Annotated in this window: 17 protein-coding genes; 9 read left to right on the top strand and 8 right to left on the bottom strand. The window is 70.5% G+C overall.

Annotation, left to right across the window (positions count from 1 at the left end; genetic code table 11):
- The first annotated feature begins 65 nt into the window (after positions 1–65).
- The gene (locus AB0L65_RS15855) at positions 66–2,747 is read left to right on the top strand and encodes a BTAD domain-containing putative transcriptional regulator (RefSeq protein WP_364245372.1); all 2,682 of its coding nucleotides are present in this window, start codon (positions 66–68) and stop codon (positions 2,745–2,747) included.
- On the opposite strand, the gene AB0L65_RS15850 is transcribed toward AB0L65_RS15855, so the two are convergent.
- Both AB0L65_RS15850 and AB0L65_RS15845 read right to left on the bottom strand, forming a co-directional pair.
- A complete protein-coding gene (locus AB0L65_RS15850) occupies positions 2,744–3,262 on the bottom strand; it encodes a GNAT family protein (protein WP_364245369.1) in 519 nt (172 codons plus the stop codon). The two genes, AB0L65_RS15855 and AB0L65_RS15850, sit on opposite strands and share 4 nt — an antisense overlap.
- Positions 3,259–4,605, bottom strand: a complete 1,347-nt coding sequence (locus tag AB0L65_RS15845; RefSeq protein ID WP_364245366.1) for an NERD domain-containing protein — start codon at positions 4,603–4,605, stop codon at positions 3,259–3,261. Before AB0L65_RS15845 ends, AB0L65_RS15850 begins: the two co-directional genes overlap by 4 nt.
- Positions 4,606–4,666: 61 nt before the next feature.
- On the opposite strand from AB0L65_RS15845, the gene AB0L65_RS15840 reads away from it, so the two are divergent.
- The gene (locus AB0L65_RS15840) at positions 4,667–5,284 is read left to right on the top strand and encodes a type 1 glutamine amidotransferase family protein (RefSeq protein ID WP_350723672.1); all 618 of its coding nucleotides are present in this window, start codon (positions 4,667–4,669) and stop codon (positions 5,282–5,284) included.
- Positions 5,281–5,727 carry a helix-turn-helix domain-containing protein gene (locus AB0L65_RS15835; protein WP_364245363.1) on the top strand — a complete coding sequence of 149 codons (447 nt, stop codon included), beginning with the start codon at positions 5,281–5,283 and terminating at the stop codon, positions 5,725–5,727. The genes AB0L65_RS15840 and AB0L65_RS15835 overlap by 4 nt, the downstream gene beginning before the upstream one ends.
- A 136-nt stretch (positions 5,728–5,863) precedes the next feature.
- On the opposite strand, the gene AB0L65_RS15830 is transcribed toward AB0L65_RS15835, so the two are convergent.
- Positions 5,864–6,328 carry a hypothetical protein gene (locus tag AB0L65_RS15830; RefSeq protein ID WP_364245360.1) on the bottom strand — a complete coding sequence of 155 codons (465 nt, stop codon included), beginning with the start codon at positions 6,326–6,328 and terminating at the stop codon, positions 5,864–5,866.
- Positions 6,329–6,733: 405 nt separating this feature from the next.
- Here AB0L65_RS15830 and AB0L65_RS15825 point away from each other — a divergent pair, with 405 nt between their 5' ends.
- On the top strand, positions 6,734–7,000 hold the full coding sequence (locus tag AB0L65_RS15825; RefSeq protein WP_350723666.1) for a hypothetical protein: 267 nt from the start codon (positions 6,734–6,736) through the stop codon (positions 6,998–7,000).
- A gap of 178 nt (positions 7,001–7,178) precedes the next feature.
- On the opposite strand, the gene AB0L65_RS15820 is transcribed toward AB0L65_RS15825, so the two are convergent.
- On the bottom strand, positions 7,179–7,700 hold the full coding sequence (locus AB0L65_RS15820; RefSeq protein WP_364245357.1) for a C40 family peptidase: 522 nt from the start codon (positions 7,698–7,700) through the stop codon (positions 7,179–7,181).
- Between the two features lie 427 nt (positions 7,701–8,127).
- Between AB0L65_RS15820 and AB0L65_RS15815 the strand changes: the two genes are divergently transcribed.
- Together AB0L65_RS15815 and AB0L65_RS15810 are read left to right on the top strand one after the other, a co-directional pair.
- The gene (locus tag AB0L65_RS15815) at positions 8,128–8,394 is read left to right on the top strand and encodes a hypothetical protein (RefSeq protein WP_364245354.1); all 267 of its coding nucleotides are present in this window, start codon (positions 8,128–8,130) and stop codon (positions 8,392–8,394) included.
- Between the two features lie 287 nt (positions 8,395–8,681).
- Positions 8,682–9,023, top strand: a complete 342-nt coding sequence (locus AB0L65_RS15810) for an STAS domain-containing protein (RefSeq protein ID WP_350723662.1) — start codon at positions 8,682–8,684, stop codon at positions 9,021–9,023.
- On the opposite strand, the gene AB0L65_RS15805 is transcribed toward AB0L65_RS15810, so the two are convergent.
- The 4 genes from AB0L65_RS15805 to AB0L65_RS15790 form a co-directional block, all read right to left on the bottom strand.
- Positions 9,008–11,155, bottom strand: a complete 2,148-nt coding sequence (locus tag AB0L65_RS15805; protein WP_364245351.1) for a terpene synthase family protein — start codon at positions 11,153–11,155, stop codon at positions 9,008–9,010. The two genes, AB0L65_RS15810 and AB0L65_RS15805, sit on opposite strands and share 16 nt — an antisense overlap.
- Before the next feature lie 68 nt (positions 11,156–11,223).
- Positions 11,224–12,642 (bottom strand): family 2B encapsulin nanocompartment shell protein, encoded by a 1,419-nt coding sequence (locus AB0L65_RS15800; protein ID WP_364245348.1) that lies wholly within the window; start codon positions 12,640–12,642, stop codon positions 11,224–11,226.
- A gap of 30 nt (positions 12,643–12,672) precedes the next feature.
- Positions 12,673–13,614: a 4-hydroxy-3-methylbut-2-enyl diphosphate reductase gene (locus AB0L65_RS15795; RefSeq protein ID WP_364245345.1), complete on the bottom strand. Its 942-nt coding sequence runs from the start codon at positions 13,612–13,614 to the stop codon at positions 12,673–12,675.
- A 13-nt stretch (positions 13,615–13,627) separates the two neighbouring features.
- The gene (locus AB0L65_RS15790) at positions 13,628–14,677 is read right to left on the bottom strand and encodes a polyprenyl synthetase family protein (protein ID WP_364245343.1); all 1,050 of its coding nucleotides are present in this window, start codon (positions 14,675–14,677) and stop codon (positions 13,628–13,630) included.
- A gap of 195 nt (positions 14,678–14,872) precedes the next feature.
- On the opposite strand from AB0L65_RS15790, the gene AB0L65_RS15785 reads away from it, so the two are divergent.
- The 3 genes from AB0L65_RS15785 to AB0L65_RS15775 all read left to right on the top strand — a co-directional run bounded on the left by AB0L65_RS15785 (position 14,873) and on the right by AB0L65_RS15775 (position 17,728).
- Positions 14,873–16,054: a zinc-dependent alcohol dehydrogenase gene (locus tag AB0L65_RS15785; RefSeq protein ID WP_364245340.1), complete on the top strand. Its 1,182-nt coding sequence runs from the start codon at positions 14,873–14,875 to the stop codon at positions 16,052–16,054.
- 52 nt (positions 16,055–16,106) lie between these two features.
- A complete protein-coding gene (locus AB0L65_RS15780; protein ID WP_355193653.1) occupies positions 16,107–17,162 on the top strand; it encodes an NAD-dependent epimerase/dehydratase family protein in 1,056 nt (351 codons plus the stop codon).
- Between the two features lie 95 nt (positions 17,163–17,257).
- On the top strand, positions 17,258–17,728 hold the full coding sequence (locus AB0L65_RS15775; protein ID WP_364245337.1) for an ATP-binding protein: 471 nt from the start codon (positions 17,258–17,260) through the stop codon (positions 17,726–17,728).
- Positions 17,729–17,731 lie beyond the last annotated feature (3 nt).

Raw genomic sequence — 17,731 nt, 5'->3', positions numbered from 1 at the left:
CAAAGCGCACAGGAATCGTCCAGAACCGATACAGGAAGCTGTCAGACCTCCGTAGAGGAGCCGATGTGCCGGTCACCTTCCATGTGCTCGGGCCGCTGGAGGCCCGTCGCGATGGCCGTCCCGTCCGGATCTCCGGCAGGAAGCCCCGCATGTTGCTGGCGACGCTGCTGCTCGACGCGGGCCGCATGGTCGGCGCCGATCGGCTCGCCGACGTGCTGTGGCCGCACCGCCCGCCGCGTTCCGCCCAGGCCAACCTCCGTACGTACGTCAGCTCGCTCCGCTCCGACCTCGGGCCCGCGCTCCTCCGGGCCGACGGGGTCGGGTACGCGATCGACGTGGGGGCGGGCGCGCTTGATCTGCTGGAGTTCGAGGCCCTGGTCGACCGGGGCGAGTTCGCCGAGGCGCTCGCGCTGTGGCGCGGGGCGCCGCTGTCCGACCTGCCCGGCAGCCCCGTCTGGGACCGCCGCCTCGAACCCCTCCACCGGGTACGCCTGTGGGCCGCCGAGGCGCTGATCGACCGGCGGATCCAGCGCGGGGACCACGACGGGGCCGTGTCCGAGCTGCGCGGGCTGCTGGCCGAGCACCCGTACCGCGAGGACCTGTGGGGGCGGCTGGTGCTGACCCTGCACAGCGGCGGCAGGAAGGCCGAGGCCCTGCGTGCCTACGCCACGGTCAGGGCCCAGCTCGTGGACGAGCTCGGCGTCGAGCCGGGGGCCGACCTGCGCGGGGCGTACGAGCTGATCCTGGCGGACGAGGCGCTGCCCGCCGTGCCCCGCCAGCTTCCGCCCCGCCTCCCCGACTTCACCGGCCGGGCCGGCGAGGTGGCCGCGCTGGGCCGGCCGTTCACCGTCGCGGTGATCTCGGGGCCGCCGGGCTCGGGCAAGTCGGCGCTGGCCGTGCACGCGGCGCACGCGCTGTGCGGCGCCTACCCGGGCGGGCAGCTCCACCTGGAGCTCGGCCTGCGGGAGCCGGGCGACCTGCTGGCCGAGGCGCTCCGAGGGCTCGGCGTTCCCGGCGTGCCGCCGACCGTGGGCGAGCGGTCCGCGCTGTTCAGGTCGCTGCTGGCCGAACGGCCGATGCTGGTGCTGCTCGACGACGCCCGCGACGCGGACCAGGTGCGCCCGCTGCTGCCCGGCGACGGCAGCGCGGTGATCGTCACCAGCCGCCGCCGCGTCACCGAGCTGCCCGGCGCGGTGCTGGTCCAGCTCGGACCGCTGGCGCCCGACGAGGCGCTGTCCCTGCTCGGCTCCATCGCGGGCGGGGACCGGGTGGCCCGGGAGCGCGAGGCTGCGCTGGCCATCGTGGCCGCCTGCGGCGGGCTGCCGCTGGCCGTCAGGAACGCGGGCACCCGCCTGGCCGCCCGGCCCGGGTGGTCGCTGTCGGTGCTCAGGCAGCGGCTGGCGGACGACTGGCTCGGCGAGTTACGGGACGTGCGGACCAGCTTCGACGGCGGGTACACGCGCCTGCCCGCCGAGGCCGCTCGCACGCTCGCGACGTTCGGCCTGCTCGGCGCGTCCGCGCAGCCCGGCTGGGTGGTCGACGCGGCGCTCGGGCGGCACGGGGCCGACGACGTGACCGACCTGCTGGTGGACGTCAGCCTGCTGGACCTGGTCGGCACCGACGCGGTGGGCCAGCCGCGCTACCGCGTCCCGGGGCTCATCGGCCGCCACGCACTCGAACGAGCTCCTCTCGGAGGGCCCCGGCTGGACGCGGTGGGCAGGGTGCTGGCGGCGTGGACGGCGACCGCGGAGCACGCCATGGCGCGGCTGCCGACGACCGTGTTCAGCCTCACGGCCGCCCGGGCGCCGCGCTGGCGGCTGCCCGACCGCATGCTCGACCGGCTGACGGCCGATCCGGTCGCGTGGTTCGAGGCCGAGCACGAGGCGCTGGCCGGGGCGGTGGACCTGGCGGCCGGGTCGGGCCTCGCGGAGTCGGCGTGGGGGCTGGCCGCGGCCATGGTCCCGTACCTCGACCTGCACTGCCATCTCGGCACCTGGCGGCGCACCCACACGACCGCACTGGCCGCCGCCCGGACGGCCGGCGACAGGTACGGCGAGGCCGCCATGCTCAGGGGCCTGGCGCAGGTCAGCCTCTACCAGGACCGCTACGAGGAGGCGGCCGACGGCTTCACCCGCTCCCGCCAGATATTCAGCGACCTGGGCGACCGGCGGGCCGAGGCCACCTCCATCTGCGGGCTCGGGGCCGTGAGCCAGTTCAGAGGCCGGCCCGCGCACTCGCTCATCCACTTCAGGAACGCGCTGGCCATCTTCGTGGCCACCGGCGACCGGCACGGCGAGGCGTTCGCCCGCCAGGCCATCGGCCGGGCCTGCCTGAAGTCGGGGGACCTGGAGCAGGCGTCGGAGTCGCTCGGCCAGGCCATGCGGCTGGCCCAGGAGCTGGGGGACGCCCATCGGGAGGGGTGCGTGTGCCTCCAGATGGGGCACCTGCACCAGGCGATGTCGTTCCACCAGCACGCTCTGGAGATCTTCGAGTCGCTGGGGGACCGGCACTGCGGGGCGTACGCGCTGCAGAGCCTGGCCGGGTTGCAGGCGGCGCGCGGTGACCTCGCGCGGGCCTCCACCGGGCTCGAGCGGTCGCTGGAGATCTTCCAGGAGCTCGGCGACCTCAGCGGCGCGGCCTCCTCCACGCAGCTCCTGGGCGAGCTCTACCGCTCGGCCGGTCGTACGGGGCTGGCGCGCACCTATCTCAGCCACGCCAGCGCGCTGCGCCGCAGCCTCCCCGTCTAGGACCTTCCGCCGAGGTCGGAGCGGATCATGCTGTATCGCACACCGTCGTGCCACTCCCCGGCACGGAAGCCGGAGCCGCGGATGACGCCCTCGCGGGTGAACCCCGCCTTCTCCAGCGCCCGCTGCTCGGCCACGTTGGTGATCTCCGTGGACGCCTCGATCCGGTTGGCCGTCGAGTGGTCGAACAGGTAGCGCGCGAGCAGCCGCTGCGCCTCGGTGCCGTGGCCCTGGCCGCGGTGCTCAGGCGCCACGATCAGCCCCATCTCCCAGTAGTAGCTGGCGCGGTTGGCGACGTGTTTGCTCCACGACACGAAGCCGACCTGCTCGTCGCCGTTCGCGATGATCAGGATGCCGCCGTCGTCGCTCAGCATGCCGTTCTCCTGCCAGCGCGTGCGCATGCGATGGGGGTTTTGGAAGCCGTACCACTGGAACTCGCCCGAGCTGCCGGGGTCGCTCGTGAGCTGGTGCAGGAAGGGCAGGTCGTCCTCTTCGACAGGACGCAGGCGAACAGTCATGATCGGGACACTAGACGACGTACCAGCCGCTTGAGGCGGGACTCCTGGAGCGGGGCGCTCTCAAGCGCGTCAAGGGCCTCCGCAGCGGTGGGGCGCTTGGCCGGGGAGTGGTCGAGCATCCTGCGCACGACCTCCGGCACGTCGGGACCGTGGGCGTCGGCGCTGGTCGGGAACTGGCCGGTGAGGAGCTGGTAGGCGATGGCGCCGGCCGCGTAGACGTCGGAGGCGGTCGTCATGAGGTCGGGCCGCTCCTGGCACTCGGGCGCCACGTAGTGCGCGTCGAGCACGTTGCCCAGCTCGTGGGCGACGGTGTAGTTGCGCGGGCCCGGCTTGGCGTAGTCGAACCCGGTCAGCACCGCGTGCCCGTCGTCGGTGACCAGGACGGAGGCGGGGGTCAGCGCGCGGTGGACGACGCCGTGGGCGTGGGCGTGCGCCAGCCCGCGCAGCAGGTCCTGGATCACGCCCAGCCGGGCGCCCTTGCCCAGCGACAGCTGCAGCGTCTCGCCGTGCACGTCGTCCAGCACCAGCACGAACCGGCTCTCGTCGTCGATGGCGAAGAAGTCGCGCGAGCGCACCACGCACGGGTGCGGGGGGATCCTGGCCAGGGTCTGGTACGCGTTGGCGATGCGCTGCCGCTCGGCCGCCCGCGCGTGGTGGTCGGCCAGCGGATCGGCCTGGTAGACCCGCAGCAGCACGGTCTCGCTGCCCGGCAGCGTGGCGTTGAACGCGCGGTATTCGGTGATCTTGGTGTCGCCGCCGAGCTGCTCCTCGACCTCCCAGTTGCCGAACCTCGGCGGCGCGGTGCTGCGGCGTACGCTCTGGTTGAGCGCGTCGAGGATCGCGGTGAGGTACGGCTTGGTGTCCGGGCTGCAGCCGCGCCTGACCCTGGAGACGTCGCTCAGCGTGGCGAGCAGGCGGGGCAGGTCGGTGACGTTGATCGCGTCGCGCCCGGCCGGGTCGATCAGCTCGGCGTCGGGCGAGGAGAGCACGACCAGGCTGTCGACGTAGACCCGCTCCAGCTGGGTGGCCTTGGACACCAGCAGGCCCTTCAGCGCCTTGGCGGTGCCCCGCAGCTTGGCCACGGGGGAGCCGAACGCCTCCCTGCGCGGCGGGAACCAGCGCGTGCCCGACACCTCGATGCGGCCCCTGGTGCCCTTGACGTCGACGACCACGATCGAGTGGCCGGTCAGCACGATCAGGTCGACCTCGAAGACGTCGTGGCCGCGCGGAACCTCGATGTTGTGCAGCAGCAGCCAGTCGGCGGGCGCCTGATCGCGCAGATAAGCGATCACCCGCCGTTCGGCGTCGTTGACCGGACGTCCCCCGCCGACGATCTCTGCCATGAGAGGTATCCTCCCACGATTGCGCATTGACAGTATGTTGTCGAAATGACAGGATGTTGTCATGAAGGGAATCGTGCACCACGCCGTTTATGACACGTTCGCCGACTGGGAGACCGGTCACGCGACCACGCACCTCCGCAACGGGCGCTACCAGCGCGAGCCGGGCGGCTTCGAGATCGTCACCGTGGGGCTGACCACGGATCCCGTCGTCAGCATGGGCGGGCTGCGCGTCACCCCGGACCTGGCGCTCGACCAGCTTTCGCCCGCCTCCAGCGCGCTGCTCATCCTGCCCGGGGCCGACCTGTGGGACGCCGGCCCGTCGCTGGCGCCGTTCGCCGCCAAGGCCGGGGAGTTCCTGGACGCGGGGGTGCCGGTGGCGGCCATCTGCGGCGCCACCGCCGGGCTCGCCCGCGAAGGGCTCCTGGACTCGCGTGATCACACGAGCGCGGTGGTGCAGTATCTGGAGGCGCAGGAGGGCTACGCCGGCGCCGGGCACTACCTCGACCGGGACGCGGTGCTCGGGGGCGACCTCATCACGGCCGGTCCCACGGAGCCGGTGGCGTTCGCGCGGGAGATCTTCCGCCGGCTCGACATCTACCGTCCTGAGGTGCTGGACGCGTGGTTCCGGCTGTTCGCGAGCAGCGACCCGGCGGCGTTCGAGGTGTTGATGGCGGCATGACCGACACGGGGGAGCTGGTCTCGGGCCTGGCGCTGGGGTCGTTCCGGCTCAACGGGCAGTTCCTGCAGGTGGCCGAGGGGCTGGCTCGCCCGGCGGGGATGACGGCGGCCTGGTGGCAGGTGCTCGGGGCGGTCCTGCGGGAGCCGCTCCCGGTGGCGGGGGTGGCCCGCGTCATGGGGATGACCAGGCAGGGGGTGCAGCGGATCGCGGACCTGCTGGTGGAGCGGGGGCTGGCCGAATACCTGCCCAACCCGGCCCACCGGCGCGCCAAGCTCCTCCAGCCCACGGCCGCCGGGCGCGCGGCCGTCGCCAAGATCAACCCCGGCCACCAGGCCTTCGCCGATCGGCTGGTGGAGGAGATGGGGGTGGACGCGGCCCGCGACTGCCTCGCCGCCCTCCACCTCCTCTCCACCACCCTCGACCACCTCACCACCCCCTCCTGACCCCGCCGCCACACCCCGGCGTCCTGGAACGCCGCGTCGGCGGGACGTGGGGTGGAGCCCGGCGCCGGGTGTGGCGGGTGCGAAGGGTGGGGTGGAATTCATGGTCGTTTTTGAATCCCGCCACCCACCCCGCCCGTCACCGGAGTTTGCGGCGGGGTTTGAAGACCGAGAGCGTGGTCGCGGTCATCAGCATGGCGATCTGCGTCCCCAGCGCGGCCACCTGCCCCCACTGGCGAGTGGCGGGGACGGCGGCGCCGCCTTCGGTGGCGGCCGCCATTCCCTCGGGGTCGAACAGGAACATGCCCACGCAGATCACGGCCACCAGGAGTACGAGCTTGGCCGCCACCCAGTAATAGCGAAACAGCCCCCAATGGCTGGTCAGCCCCAGTGTGCTGCCGCTGATCAATGCGATGAGGCTGAGTGGTATGCCGCCCGCGAAGACCAAGGCGGGCATCAGCCGATAGGCCGCGTGCGCCAGTCCGGCGTCCTTTGTGAGGGCCGCCGCCGTATTCAGCACGACCAGGCCCCACACCTCTCCGACCAGCGCGACGGACGCGATGACATGGATAACCATGACCGTCTTGCGGATACTCGGCCGCATCGATCTCACCTCCGCATTGAGTGAACTCGCCGGCCATCATCGACGCTTTGTTCGCCCGGCACGTCAGCCTCCGGAGGGCTCTCCGGGTACGCCGGCAGGCGTAGGAGCGCTTCTCAAGTTTCGGGTGATCGTTTCCTAAACGACAGTGCAGGTTCGGCCCATCAGGTGCGCGACGGGCCAAAATAAATCCCGCCAAAAGGGCTCCGAACCCTGCGCGTGAGTCCCGTTTCGGCGACGGTCGGGAAAACTCCGTGCCAAGAATGCGAGGTGCCGCCTTGACCTCTAGGTGGGCTTTTTGAGTTGCAGTTCCGGCCGCCTGCCGCGATGGTTATTTCCGGCACCTCACAGCCCTGCACAAACGACTAGGCGCTGAATTCCGGCGCCGTTCCATGGAGGAAATCACACATGATCCGTCGCATTCTGGCCGGTGCAGCAATCGCGGCCGCCGCGTTCGGTCTCTCCGCAACGGGAGCCTCGGCCAGCGTCGGCCCCAACCCGCACAACAGCGGGCAGTCCATCCTGAGTCAGCTGAGCGCACTGGACGACCTGACGGCGCTCAACGACGTCCTCAACGACTCCGTGAAGTACGTCGACATCCTGACCCTCCTCCACCTGCAGGACATCGATGCCAACATCCTGAACAACCAGGAGAACACGGGCGACAACAACTGACGGCTCCTCTCGTGGCGTAGGCAGGAAGCCGATCGGCGGTTCCCGGGAGGGATTCCGCCCGGCCAAGGTCGTCTTCCTGGTGCCTTGAGGTGAACCGCGAAAACGGGCCGTGGACGTTCGCGAACCCACGGCACGGGCCCGGTGCGCACCGAGCTCTCCGTCCCGCGGCCCAGGTCGATCACTGCAGGACGACCTGGGCCGCGTGGCCGTTCACGGCGGCGGAGCTCGGGGCGTCGCCGCCGTCCGAGGCCGCGGAGCTCAGCGCGTGGCCGTTCATCCAGGTGTCGCTCGGCCGGACCACGCCGAGGAAGGTACGCCTGCCGAGCGGGTCCACCCGGACGGACTGCCCGGTGTACGGGGCGTGCACCATCCGCGTCGCGTCCACCACGATGCCGACGTGCTCGGGCCCGGGGCTGTGAGAGTCGCTGTCGAAGAAGACCAGATCCCCCGGCTCCGCCCGCTCCTTGGGTATCCGGATCCCGGAGCGCCACTGCTCCCGCGTGGTCGAGCCGATCGACACCCCCGCCCGCGCCCACGCGTATTCCGCGAGCCCCGAGCAGTCGAATCCCCACGTCTTCGCGCCTCTTCCGGTGCCGAACCCGGGGCCGTTCACCCCGCCGCCGCCCCACGAGTACGGGACGCCGATCATCTCTATCGCCGCACGCATCGCGATCGCCCCGCTCGCCGATCGCCGGGCCATCGCGGGAATGGCCGGAACCGCGCACAGAATCATCGGTGCCAGTGCTATTGGCAGCAGCCGCCGTGTTCCATTCATGACATATTCAGCGCTCCCGTCGACCCGCCTCTGCCGGCCCGTTCCCCCGATAGCATTCCTCCTTCTGTATAGCGATAAAACGGACTTTGGCCATACGGGAGGTCCGTATGGCCATAAGCTGAAAAACTGCCCCCACGCCACCCCGGGGCAAATGCGTGCTAGTCGTATATATCCGGACGATCCATGATCAACAATCAAGGAATTGGTGCGCGCATTTGACTCCGGATTGGCACAGTCGGGTTGCGGCCCGTCGAGGCGCCGCGAAATGGTATTCCTGGAATCTCGCAGCCCGGTGCGAGTGATTCACGATGACGCGCATCCCGCGCAAATTCCGACGAAGGAGAAACAAGAAATGATGCGTCGCATTCTCGCTGGTGCAGCGATCGCGGGTTGCCTGCTCGGGTTCTCGGCCACGAGCGCCTCCGCCGACGTCGGCCCCAACGCGTTCAACAAGAAGCAGCAGATCCTCAGTCAGCTGAGCCTGCTCGACAACCTCACGCTGGCCAACGACGTCCTCAACGACTCCGTGAAGTACATCGACGCCGCGACCATCGGTCACCTGCAGGACCTCGACGTCAACCTGCTCAACAACCAGTCCCACGTGGGCGACAACAACTGAGCGCGTACGCCTGACGTGAGGGCGCTCCGGTAGCCACGGCCCCAGTGGCGGCACCCGTGGCGGCACCTTGCCGGAGCGCTCCCCCGGGCCGGGGCGGCACCATCCGAGTCGGATCTTTCGCAGCAGTCAAGGGCACGGCCATGCCGTGCCCTTCATAATTTCCCCGTAATTCGGTCATTTTCCGGCGAAAATTACATAGCCAAACATACTTCGTGTAACCTGGGTTCTGGTTATTTGCCGGAGACCGGATTACACCCCCAGAGCGTGCGTGTTGGGGGGCGAAGAGCGTGAGCGTCCAAGAGCGGTTGCTCTACCAGGATGGGCAGCTGACGATCACGGTGCGCGCGGCGCCCGGACCGCCGGCTGTCGCGCTGGTCGGCGAGATCGACGCCTCCAACAGCCCCGCGGTGGCCGACACCCTGGCGGGATGCCGCCAGGGCGCGTACATCGTCGTCGACACGGGCGAGCTGACCTTCATCGACGTCTCCGGCCTGCGGGTGCTCGTCATGCCCACGCTGCCGCCCGCGGAGCGGTGGATCCGCCTGCACAACGTCACGCCGTACCAGCGGCGACTGCTCCGCATGATGGGCTGGTTCTACGAGCCCCGCACCCATCACCTGCCCGCGTAGGCCGCCGAGGTGCCGAGGCCCGTCGGCCCGCCCAGCCGCCGCTCGGGCACCCGGTTGTGGCGCAGCAGCGAGGCCTCGTCGAACCGGGAGCAGTGGTGGTGCCAGTGGAACACCCCGGCAACCCAGTTACGCAACCCGTCCACGAACGCGTCGAGGTCCTGCCGGGTGTCCGCGTCGAGGTCGAGGTCGTCGGCGACGACCGGCAGCTCGTGCTCGACGATGTGCTGGAACTGGCCCACCCGCGAGTCCAGCAGGTCGGTCACGATGCCGAGCGCCGTCGGGTAGTCGCAGTCGAAGAAGTGCTGCACCACCAGGATGCCGTTGTGCAGGTCCCCCTCGAACTCGATCTCCTTCTGGTAGGAGAAGACGTCGTTGATCAGCGTCCCGCAGTCGGCGGCGGTGTTCTCCAGTGACCGGATCGGCCCGCTCTCGCGCAGCTCACGGGGGAGCCGCCGGCCGTGCCGCATCCGGCTGAAGCTCATGGTCAGCTCGCTGCCGGCGGCCTGCCGGCGCATCTCGACGAAGTCCACGGGGTCGGGGATGCGGTTGGCGAACTGGTTGCCCAGCTCCCACAGCCAGGCGAGGCACGTGCTCTCGACCGCCGCGCGCAGCTCGCGGCGCCCCTCCGGCGGCATCGGCCCCACCGTACGCGCCCAGACGTCGGCCAGGCCCCGCTCCAGCACGCTCGCGGGCGTCGGCGCGGGCGAGCCGTCCAGCGGCATGAACGCCGAGAACCGCTCCACCGCGATCCTGGCCGCCGCGAGGTTGCGGGACCGGCCGAAGACGGCCGGGAAGTAGTCGTCCGCGTACGTGCCCCACGCCATCCAGTAAGACGCCAGGTCCAGCTCCTCGGGACCGCCGTCGGGATGCAGGCCCGCGGTGCACAGAGGCAGGTCGAGGTCGACGAGCCGTTGCTCGTCCCACAGGGTCGAGTCGAGCATCCCCATCTCCCCGCACCAGGCCACGGTGTTGCGCCGGGCGGCGTCGAGATGGGACGACAGCCGGACCTGGAACGGCATGGGCAGGTCGGGGATCCGTGAGGGCCCCACCCGTTGGTACGGCACGTACGTGAAGTTACGCAGCCGCTTGGCCCCCAGCATGTTGACGATCGACGGCATGCCCAGCGGCTTGCGGGCGGCGACCCGCTTGTTCATGTACCGGCTGGAGCGCAGGTGCCACTCGTGCCCGCCCGACTGCCAGTCCTGCAGCCCCTTGACGTAGGCCAGCACGCCGGCCGCGGTGAGCGGGTCGACGCCGTACTCCACGAACAGCGGGCCCAGCTCGCCCAGCGCCGTGTGCTCGAACTGCTGCATCCGCGAGGTCAGCAGGTCGTTGACCGCGTCCGCGGCCTCCTGCGTGCCGCATCCCAGGAACCTCTCCAGCACCAGCACGCCGTTGCTCAGCTCACCCTCGTCCCCGACCTCCCGCTCGTACGAGAACAGGTCGTTACGCAGGTGGACCGCGTCCGCGAAGGCGTCCTTCAGCACCCGCAACGGCCGGGTCCCGGCCAGCCGGGCGGGCACCTCGGCGCCCACCGCATGCTCGACGAGCCCCGCCGACCAGGGAGCCCCGCCGACCTTGCGGCGCATCTCGATGTACTCGACCGGGTTGGCCACCCGCCCCCGGTTGATGTTGGCCAGCTCCCAGAGGGACTCGTTCAGCAGGTTTCTGGTGCTCTCGGCGAAGCGCGCCCGCCAGTCCGCGGACCTGCTGGGCACCGTACGCACCCACAGGTCGGCCAGGCCCGCCTCGACGGGGTTGGTGGGCTCGGGCATGGTCAGGTCATCGCCCATCGGCATGAACCGCGCGATCCGGTCGAGGTACGCCTTGCTGCCCGCCAGGTCGCCGGTGCGCTTGAAGACCTCCAGGAAGTGGTCGTCGAAGAAGAAGACCCACACGTACCAGTCGGTGACCAGGCAGAGCTCGACGGCGTCGCAGTCGGGATGCGTGTACGAGCACAGCAGCGCGTAGTCGTGGGCGTCGAGGTCGGCCTCCTCCCAGATGCCGGAGCCTTCGGACATGCCCAGGTCGCGCGCCCACTGTCTGGAGTGCGCGCGAGCCTCTTCGAGATGCGGGTTCAGCCGCGCCGGGTACGGCATGTAGAAGTCCGGCAGTTCGAACGGCTGGCTCATGGCAGCTCCTCCACGTAAGTGATCGGCCGGCACCGCGCGCAGGCGGTGCCGGCCGTCCGGTTCCTCGCTCAGCCGTTCCTGCCGACCTCGACGTCCTCCAGCACGCCGAGCGCGTCAGGCACGAGCACCGCCAGCGAGTAGTACGCACTCACCAGGTAGGACATGACCGCCTTCTCGTTGATGTTCATGAACCGCACCGACAGGCTCGGCTGGTACTCGTCGGGGATGCCGGTCTGGTGCAGGCCGACGACACCCTGGTTCTCCTGGCCGGTACGCATGAGCAGGAACGACGTCGTGTACGTGGAGGAGACCGGGATCTTGTTGCACGGGAAGATCGGGATGCCCCGCCAGGCCGGCACCTTGTGCCCGAAGGCCTCGATGGACTGCGGGTAGACGCCGCGCTTGCTGCACTCCCGGCCGAAGGCCGCGATGGCCTGCGGGTGCGCGAGGAAGAACGCCGGGTCCTTCCACACGGTGGCCAGCAGGTCGTCGAGGTCGTCGGGGGTGGGGCGGCCCGAGCGGGTGCGGATGCGCTGGCCGAAGTCGGCGTTGTTGAGCAGGCCGAACTCCTTGTTGTTGATCATCTCGTGTTCCTGCCGCTCGCGCAGGGCCTCGATGGTGAGGCGGAGCTGCTGGTCGAGCTGGCTCATCGGCTGGTTGTACAGATCGGAGACCCGGGTGTGCACCCGCAGGACCGTCTGCGCCACGCTCAGCTCGTACTCGCGCGGGCTCAGCTCGTAGTCCACGAACGTGCCGGGCAGCACGGGCTCGCCGCTGTGGCCGGCCGACAGGTCGATCGCCGCCTCGCCGTAGTCGTTGTGGGCGTGCTCCCCGCTCGCCGAAAGCCACTGGTCCAGGTGCTCGCGCAGGCCGGGAGACTGGTCGGCGAGCTGCTCGAAGTCCTGCCGGGACAGCGTGAGCACGGTGGTCTTGGTCTTGGCCCGCGCGGTGAAGTCGAAACTGCCGCCACTCGTCAGCGTCGCCTCACCGAGATAGTCGCCGTCGGCCAGGACGCCGATGTTCTGCTCGTCGCCGTACGCGCCGCGGCTCACCTTGGCCACCCGGCCGTGGGCGATCAGCACGAGCCGGTCAACGGGGCGGCCCTCGGAGACGATCTCCTCGCCCGCCTCCACCTCACGCTGGGCGAAACGATCGGCCAGCGCCCCCAGCACCTCCGTATCGTCGAAGCCGCGCAGCATGGGCAGCTCGGTGAGCTCCGCAGGGATGACCCGCACGTCCGAACCGGTCGTGCTGAACGTGATGCGGCCGTCACCCAGCTCGTACGTCAGCCGCCGGTTGACCCGGAACACACCGCCCGAACACTGCACCCACGGCAACAGCCGCAGCAGCCAGCGGGAGGTGATCTCCTGCATCTGCGGCGCCGTCTTGGTCGTGGTCGCGAGCTGTCTGGCGGCCTCGGTGCTGAGGCTGAGCTGGCTGTTGCCGTTGGCGGCCTCAGGTGTGGGCGAGTTGGTCGTTTCGGTCATCGTGCTGCACCACCAATCTGGGTTTGGGACCTAGCCGGGGTTGCGGGTGGATCGGATTTCGAGCGGCAGGGAGAACGTGAGGGTCTCCTCGGTCACGGTCACCGGCTCCACGTCGTCGTATCCGTGGGCGGCGAGCCAGCCGAGTAACTCCCCGACCAGCCGCTCGGGGACGGAGGCGCCGGAGCTGACCCCGACGGTCCGCACGCCGTCGAGCCAGCGCTCGTCGGCGTCGGTGGCCCGGTCGATCAGGTAGGCCGCCCCCGCGCCCGCGTTGAGGGCCACTTCGACCAGCCGCAGCGAGTTCGACGAGTTGGCGGAGCCGACGACGATGACCAGCTCGCACCGCGGGGCGATCCTGGTGATCGCCTCCTGGCGGTTCTGGCTGGCGTAGCAGATGTCGTCGCTGGGCGGGTCGACCAGCTGGGGGAAGCGTTTGCGCAGCTCGGCGACGGCCTGCATGGTCTCGTCCACGGCCAGCGTGGTCTGCGACAGCCAGCTCATCGGGCGCGAGCCGCCCGCCGTCAGCTCGTCGGGCCTGGCCGGGTCCACGACGTGGATGCGCTCGGGGGCCTCGCCGAACGTGCCCTCGACCTCCTCGTGCTCGGCGTGGCCAATGAGCACGATCTCGTAGCCCGCCTCGGCCATGCGCACGGCCTCTTTGTGGACCTTCGTGACCAGCGGGCAGGTGGCGTCGATCGTCCGCAGGCCGCGCAGGCCCGCCTCGTCCTTGACCGCCGGCGCGACGCCGTGGGCGGAGAAGACGACCAGCGACCCGTCGGGGACCTCGTCGAGCTCCTCGACGAAGATCGCGCCGCGCCGGGTGAGGTCGTCGACCACGTACGTGTTGTGCACGATCTGTTTGCGCACGTAGACCGGCGGACCGAAGCGTCTCAACGCCTCTTCGACGGTGCTGATCGCACGCTCGACACCCGCGCAGAAGCCGCGCGGGGCCGCGAGAAGAACCTGTCCCATCTGGGGAACCCCTCTACTTGGTGCGGTGCGCGAGCTGGTCGGCCAGCACGGCCAGCGCTCTCGCGGCCTCCGGCTCCATCCGCGCCGCGGCCAGTGCCGTCACGGCCTCGCGCACACGGTCTTCGATCATTTCCTCGACCTCGGCCAGCGCTCCCGTGTCGCGCAGGATCTGCCGCAGCTCCTCGGCGCGCTCCTCGGTCAGCTCCGGGTTGCCGTGCCAGCTCTTGAGATGGGCGAGCTGGGCGGGGGTGGCCCGCAGCACGGCGTGCGCGACGAGCACGGTGTGCTTGCCCTCGCGCAGGTCGTCCAGCGCCGACTTGCCGGTCTCCGACTCCAGGCCGAACGTGCCGAGCACGTCGTCGCGGAGCTGGAAGGCCTCGCCCAGCGGCAGGCCGAAGCGCGAGTAGGACTCCAGCAGCTCCAGCGAGGCCCCGGCCAGCGCGCCGCCGATCTGCAGCGGCCGCTCGACGGTGTACTTGGCGGTCTTGAACCGGATCACCGTGAGCGCCTCGTCCACGCTCGCGCCCGAGCGGAGCTGGGCCAGGACGTCGAGATACTGGCCGCTGATGACCTCGGTGCGCATGGTGTCGAACACGTGGTGCGCGGCCCGCAGCCGGTGCGGCTCCACGCCGCACGACGACAGCATGGTGTCGGACCAGGCCAGGCTCAGCGTGCCGAGCAGGATGCCGCCCGCCTGCCCGAACGCGTCCGAGCCCGGGCCGCGGTGCAGCCCGGCCAGGCTCCTGTGCACGGTGGCCCGGCCGCGCCGCAGCTCGCTGCCGTCCATGATGTCGTCGTGGATGAGCAGGCCCGCGTGGCAGAGCTCCAGGGACGCGGCGGCGGTGATGATCTCGTCCCCGTCGCCCCCGCCGGCGCCCCGCCAGCCCCAGTAGCAGAGCTGCGGCCTGACGCGCTTGCCGCCGTTGAGGACGAAGTCGGTGAGCAACTGGTACGCCGCCTCGACGTCGGGGTCGTCGACGGGAGCTCGCCAGGTCTCGAGGAAACCGGCCAGGCGACGGTCGATGCGTGATCCAACGTTGTGCTGAGTGAAGCTCACCGGCATGCGCGCGGCTCCTTCTGTCAGGGCGTCAGCTACCAATAGTTACTCACCCAATACAGAGCGTGTAAAGCGTTTTGGCGCGGAGCGTTCGCCCTTTGCCAAGATCCAGGCGTGTCGGGAGGTCATCGGGAGCCACTGCAGATTTGATGGCATATGTCCGGGTATGCGGCATTTATGGCTATTCCGTAAGGAGGCACCATGAAGGCAGTCACCTGGCACGGCAAGCGCGACATCCGGGTCGAGGAGGTTCTTGACCCCGCCATCAAGGAGCCCAACGACGCGGTCATCAGGATCACCACCACCGGGATCTGCGGCTCCGACCTGCACCTGTACGAGGTGCTCGGGCCGTTCATGGCCGAGGGCGACATCATCGGGCACGAGCCCATGGGCGTCGTCGAGGAGGTCGGCTCCGCGATCGAGAACATCAAGCCGGGTGACCGCGTGGTCATCCCGTTCAACATCTCCTGTGGCCACTGCCACATGTGCGACATGCAGCTCTACGCGCAGTGCGAGACCACGCAGGTGCGCGAGCAGGGCACCGGAGCGGCCCTCTACGGCTACACCAAGCTCTACGGCCAGGTGCCCGGCGGGCAGGCCCAGTACCTGCGGGTGCCCGAGGCGCAGTTCGGCCCGATCAAGGTGCCCGAGGGGCCGCCGGACGAGCGCTTCCTCTACCTGTCCGACGTGCTGCCGACCGCCTGGCAGGCCGTCGCGGACGCGGACGTCCCCGAGGGCGGCAGCGTCACCGTCTTCGGCCTCGGTCCCATCGGCCAGATGTGCTGCCGCATCGCCCGCCACCTCGGCTACCAGGTGATCGGCGTGGACGGCGTCATACAGCGCCTGGAGATGGCCCGCCGCCACGGCATCGAGGTCATCGACGCGAGCGAGATCACCGACGTCCCCGAGGAGGTCCGGCAGCGGACCTCCGGGCGCGGCACGGACTCCGTCATCGACGCGGTCGGCATGGAGGCCCACGGCTCCCCGGCCGCCAAGCTCGCCCAGACGATCGCCACGATGCTGCCCGGAGCGGTGGCCGCGCCGCTCATGTCGCACACGGGCGTCGACCGCCTCGCCGCGCTCAACCAGGCCATCGACGCCGTACGGCGCGGTGGCGTCATCTCCGTCGTCGGCAACTACGGGGGTATGACGGACCCCATGCCCATGCTGCGCATGTTCGACAAGGGCATCACGATGCGCATGGGGCAGACCCATGTCCGGCGGTGGACCAGCGCGCTGATGCCGCTGGTGATCGACGAGTCGGATCCGCTCGGCGTGATGGACCTCGCCACCCATCGGATGCCCCTGGAGCAGGCGCCCCTCGCGTACGAGATGTTCCAGAAGAAGTCCGACGGAGCCGTCAAGATCCTGCTCCAGCCATAATCTGGCAGGTCAGAGGGGTTTCGCTGCCCGATCGGCGGGCAGCGAAGCACCCATGAGAGTCGTTGTGGTGGGTGCGACCGGCAACGTCGGCACCAGCCTGGTGCGTGCGCTGGCCGCCGACGACGGCGTGACCTCGATCGTCGGGGTCGCCCGTCGGCTGCCCGGATGGCGGATCGACCGCACCGACTGGCGGCAGGCGGACGTCGCGACCGCGGATCTGACGCGGATCTTCGACGGGGCGGACGCCGTCGTCCATCTCGCGTGGCTGTTCCAGCCCACCAGGGACCCGGCGACGACCTGGCGGGCGAACGTGCTGGGCAGCATGCGCGTCTTCCGCGCCGTCGCCGAGGCGGGGGTGCCCGCGCTCGTCCACGCCTCGTCCGTGGGCGCGTACTCGCCGGGGCCCGAGGACCGGGCGGTGGACGAGAGCTGGCCCACGCACGGCTGGCCGGGGGCCGCGTACGGGCGGGAGAAGGCGTACGTCGAGCGGGTGCTCGACGTCTTCGAGAACGATCACCCGAGCATCCGGGTGGTGCGGATGCGGCCGGGGTTCGTCTTCCAGCGGGTGGCCGCCACCGAGCAGCGCAGGCTGTTCGGCGGGCCGTTCGTGCCGGGGTGGCTGATCAAGGAGGGGCGGATCCCGTTCGTGCCGGACATCCCGGGCCTGCGGCTGCAGGCGCTGCACGCGGAGGACGCGGCGGAGGCGTACCGGCTGGCCGTCACCAAGGAGGTGCGGGGGGCGTTCAACCTCGCCGCCGCGCCCGTGCTCGACCCGCCCGACCTGGCCAAGCTGCTCGGCACCCGTACGGTCCCGGTCTCGCCCGCCGTGGCCAGGACGGTCATGTCGGCGGCCTGGCACCTGCGGCTCCTGCCGGCCGCGCCCGGCCTGCTGGACCTGGTCCTGCGGGCCCCGATCATGAAGACCGACCGCGCCAGGGACGTGCTGGGGTGGACGCCGCGGCACCCGTCGTGGGAGGCCGTGCGGGAGCTGTTCGAGGGGCTGCACGACGGGGCCGGCATGGACACCGCGCCGCTGGCCCCCGACGGCGGGCCCGTCGGCCGCGTCAAGGAGCTCGCCGCCGGTGTCGGTGGGGCGTCCGGGGTGTAAGTCGTCTCCTCCGGGGGAACGTGACACACGACGCGAGGTCCTGAAGCGCGAGAGCCGCCCTGTAGCCGCCCTGTCGGACGACACGGAGGGAGCGCATGCGGACCCTGATGGCCCAGCCCTTCACCCTCGACGACGTCACCAGGCTGCGCCGCGCCGTGGCCGAGTGCGCCAGGAGCTGCGGGCTGAGCAGCCCTCGGCTGGACGACTTCGTCCTGGCCGTGCACGAGAGCGTCGTCAACGCCGTGGAGCACGGGGGTGGGCACGGGTACTTCAAGCTGTGGACGGTGGACGGCGTCATCCGCTCGGAGACGTCCGACGAGGGGATGGGCATCCCCGACGGGTATGTCAACGGCAGCATCACCCCGCTCGAACTCGCGCAGGGCGGCAGGGGGATCTACCTCATCCGCCGGCTGTGCGACACGGCCGACTTCGACACCGGTCCAGGGGGGACGACGGTCCTGCTCACGATGCGGCTGCCGGGCGGGCCCGATCGCGCGGCCCACGAGGTCATGAAACGCATCCGCGTGATGGCCGGCTGCCGCCCCTTCGGCCGGTTCATGGCCTGACCC

This window comes from Nonomuraea sp. NPDC052116, from assembly GCF_040680035.1.
GTDB lineage: Bacteria > Actinomycetota > Actinomycetes > Streptosporangiales > Streptosporangiaceae > Nonomuraea > Nonomuraea angiospora_A.
Note: the sequence above shows the minus strand (reverse complement) of the source record. Positions and strands in the feature narration are given on the sequence as shown.

What these genes read in the sequence shown, in the direction of transcription:
- AB0L65_RS15850 (WP_364245369.1), bottom strand. Translation starts at nt 3,262, where the DNA reads ATGACTGTTCGCCTGCGTCCTGTCGAAGAGGACGACCTGCCCTTCCTG.
- AB0L65_RS15845 (WP_364245366.1), bottom strand. Translation starts at nt 4,605, where the DNA reads ATGGCAGAGATCGTCGGCGGGGGACGTCCGGTCAACGACGCCGAACGG.
- AB0L65_RS15840 (WP_350723672.1), top strand. Translation starts at nt 4,667, where the DNA reads ATGAAGGGAATCGTGCACCACGCCGTTTATGACACGTTCGCCGACTGG.
- AB0L65_RS15835 (WP_364245363.1), top strand. Translation starts at nt 5,281, where the DNA reads ATGACCGACACGGGGGAGCTGGTCTCGGGCCTGGCGCTGGGGTCGTTC.
- AB0L65_RS15830 (WP_364245360.1), bottom strand. Translation starts at nt 6,328, where the DNA reads ATGCGGCCGAGTATCCGCAAGACGGTCATGGTTATCCATGTCATCGCG.
- AB0L65_RS15825 (WP_350723666.1), top strand. Translation starts at nt 6,734, where the DNA reads ATGATCCGTCGCATTCTGGCCGGTGCAGCAATCGCGGCCGCCGCGTTC.
- AB0L65_RS15820 (WP_364245357.1), bottom strand. Translation starts at nt 7,700, where the DNA reads ATGGCCCGGCGATCGGCGAGCGGGGCGATCGCGATGCGTGCGGCGATA.
- AB0L65_RS15815 (WP_364245354.1), top strand. Translation starts at nt 8,128, where the DNA reads ATGATGCGTCGCATTCTCGCTGGTGCAGCGATCGCGGGTTGCCTGCTC.
- AB0L65_RS15805 (WP_364245351.1), bottom strand. Translation starts at nt 11,155, where the DNA reads ATGAGCCAGCCGTTCGAACTGCCGGACTTCTACATGCCGTACCCGGCG.
- AB0L65_RS15800 (WP_364245348.1), bottom strand. Translation starts at nt 12,642, where the DNA reads ATGACCGAAACGACCAACTCGCCCACACCTGAGGCCGCCAACGGCAAC.
- AB0L65_RS15795 (WP_364245345.1), bottom strand. Translation starts at nt 13,614, where the DNA reads ATGGGACAGGTTCTTCTCGCGGCCCCGCGCGGCTTCTGCGCGGGTGTC.
- AB0L65_RS15790 (WP_364245343.1), bottom strand. Translation starts at nt 14,677, where the DNA reads ATGCCGGTGAGCTTCACTCAGCACAACGTTGGATCACGCATCGACCGT.
- AB0L65_RS15785 (WP_364245340.1), top strand. Translation starts at nt 14,873, where the DNA reads ATGAAGGCAGTCACCTGGCACGGCAAGCGCGACATCCGGGTCGAGGAG.
- AB0L65_RS15780 (WP_355193653.1), top strand. Translation starts at nt 16,107, where the DNA reads ATGAGAGTCGTTGTGGTGGGTGCGACCGGCAACGTCGGCACCAGCCTG.
- AB0L65_RS15775 (WP_364245337.1), top strand. Translation starts at nt 17,258, where the DNA reads ATGCGGACCCTGATGGCCCAGCCCTTCACCCTCGACGACGTCACCAGG.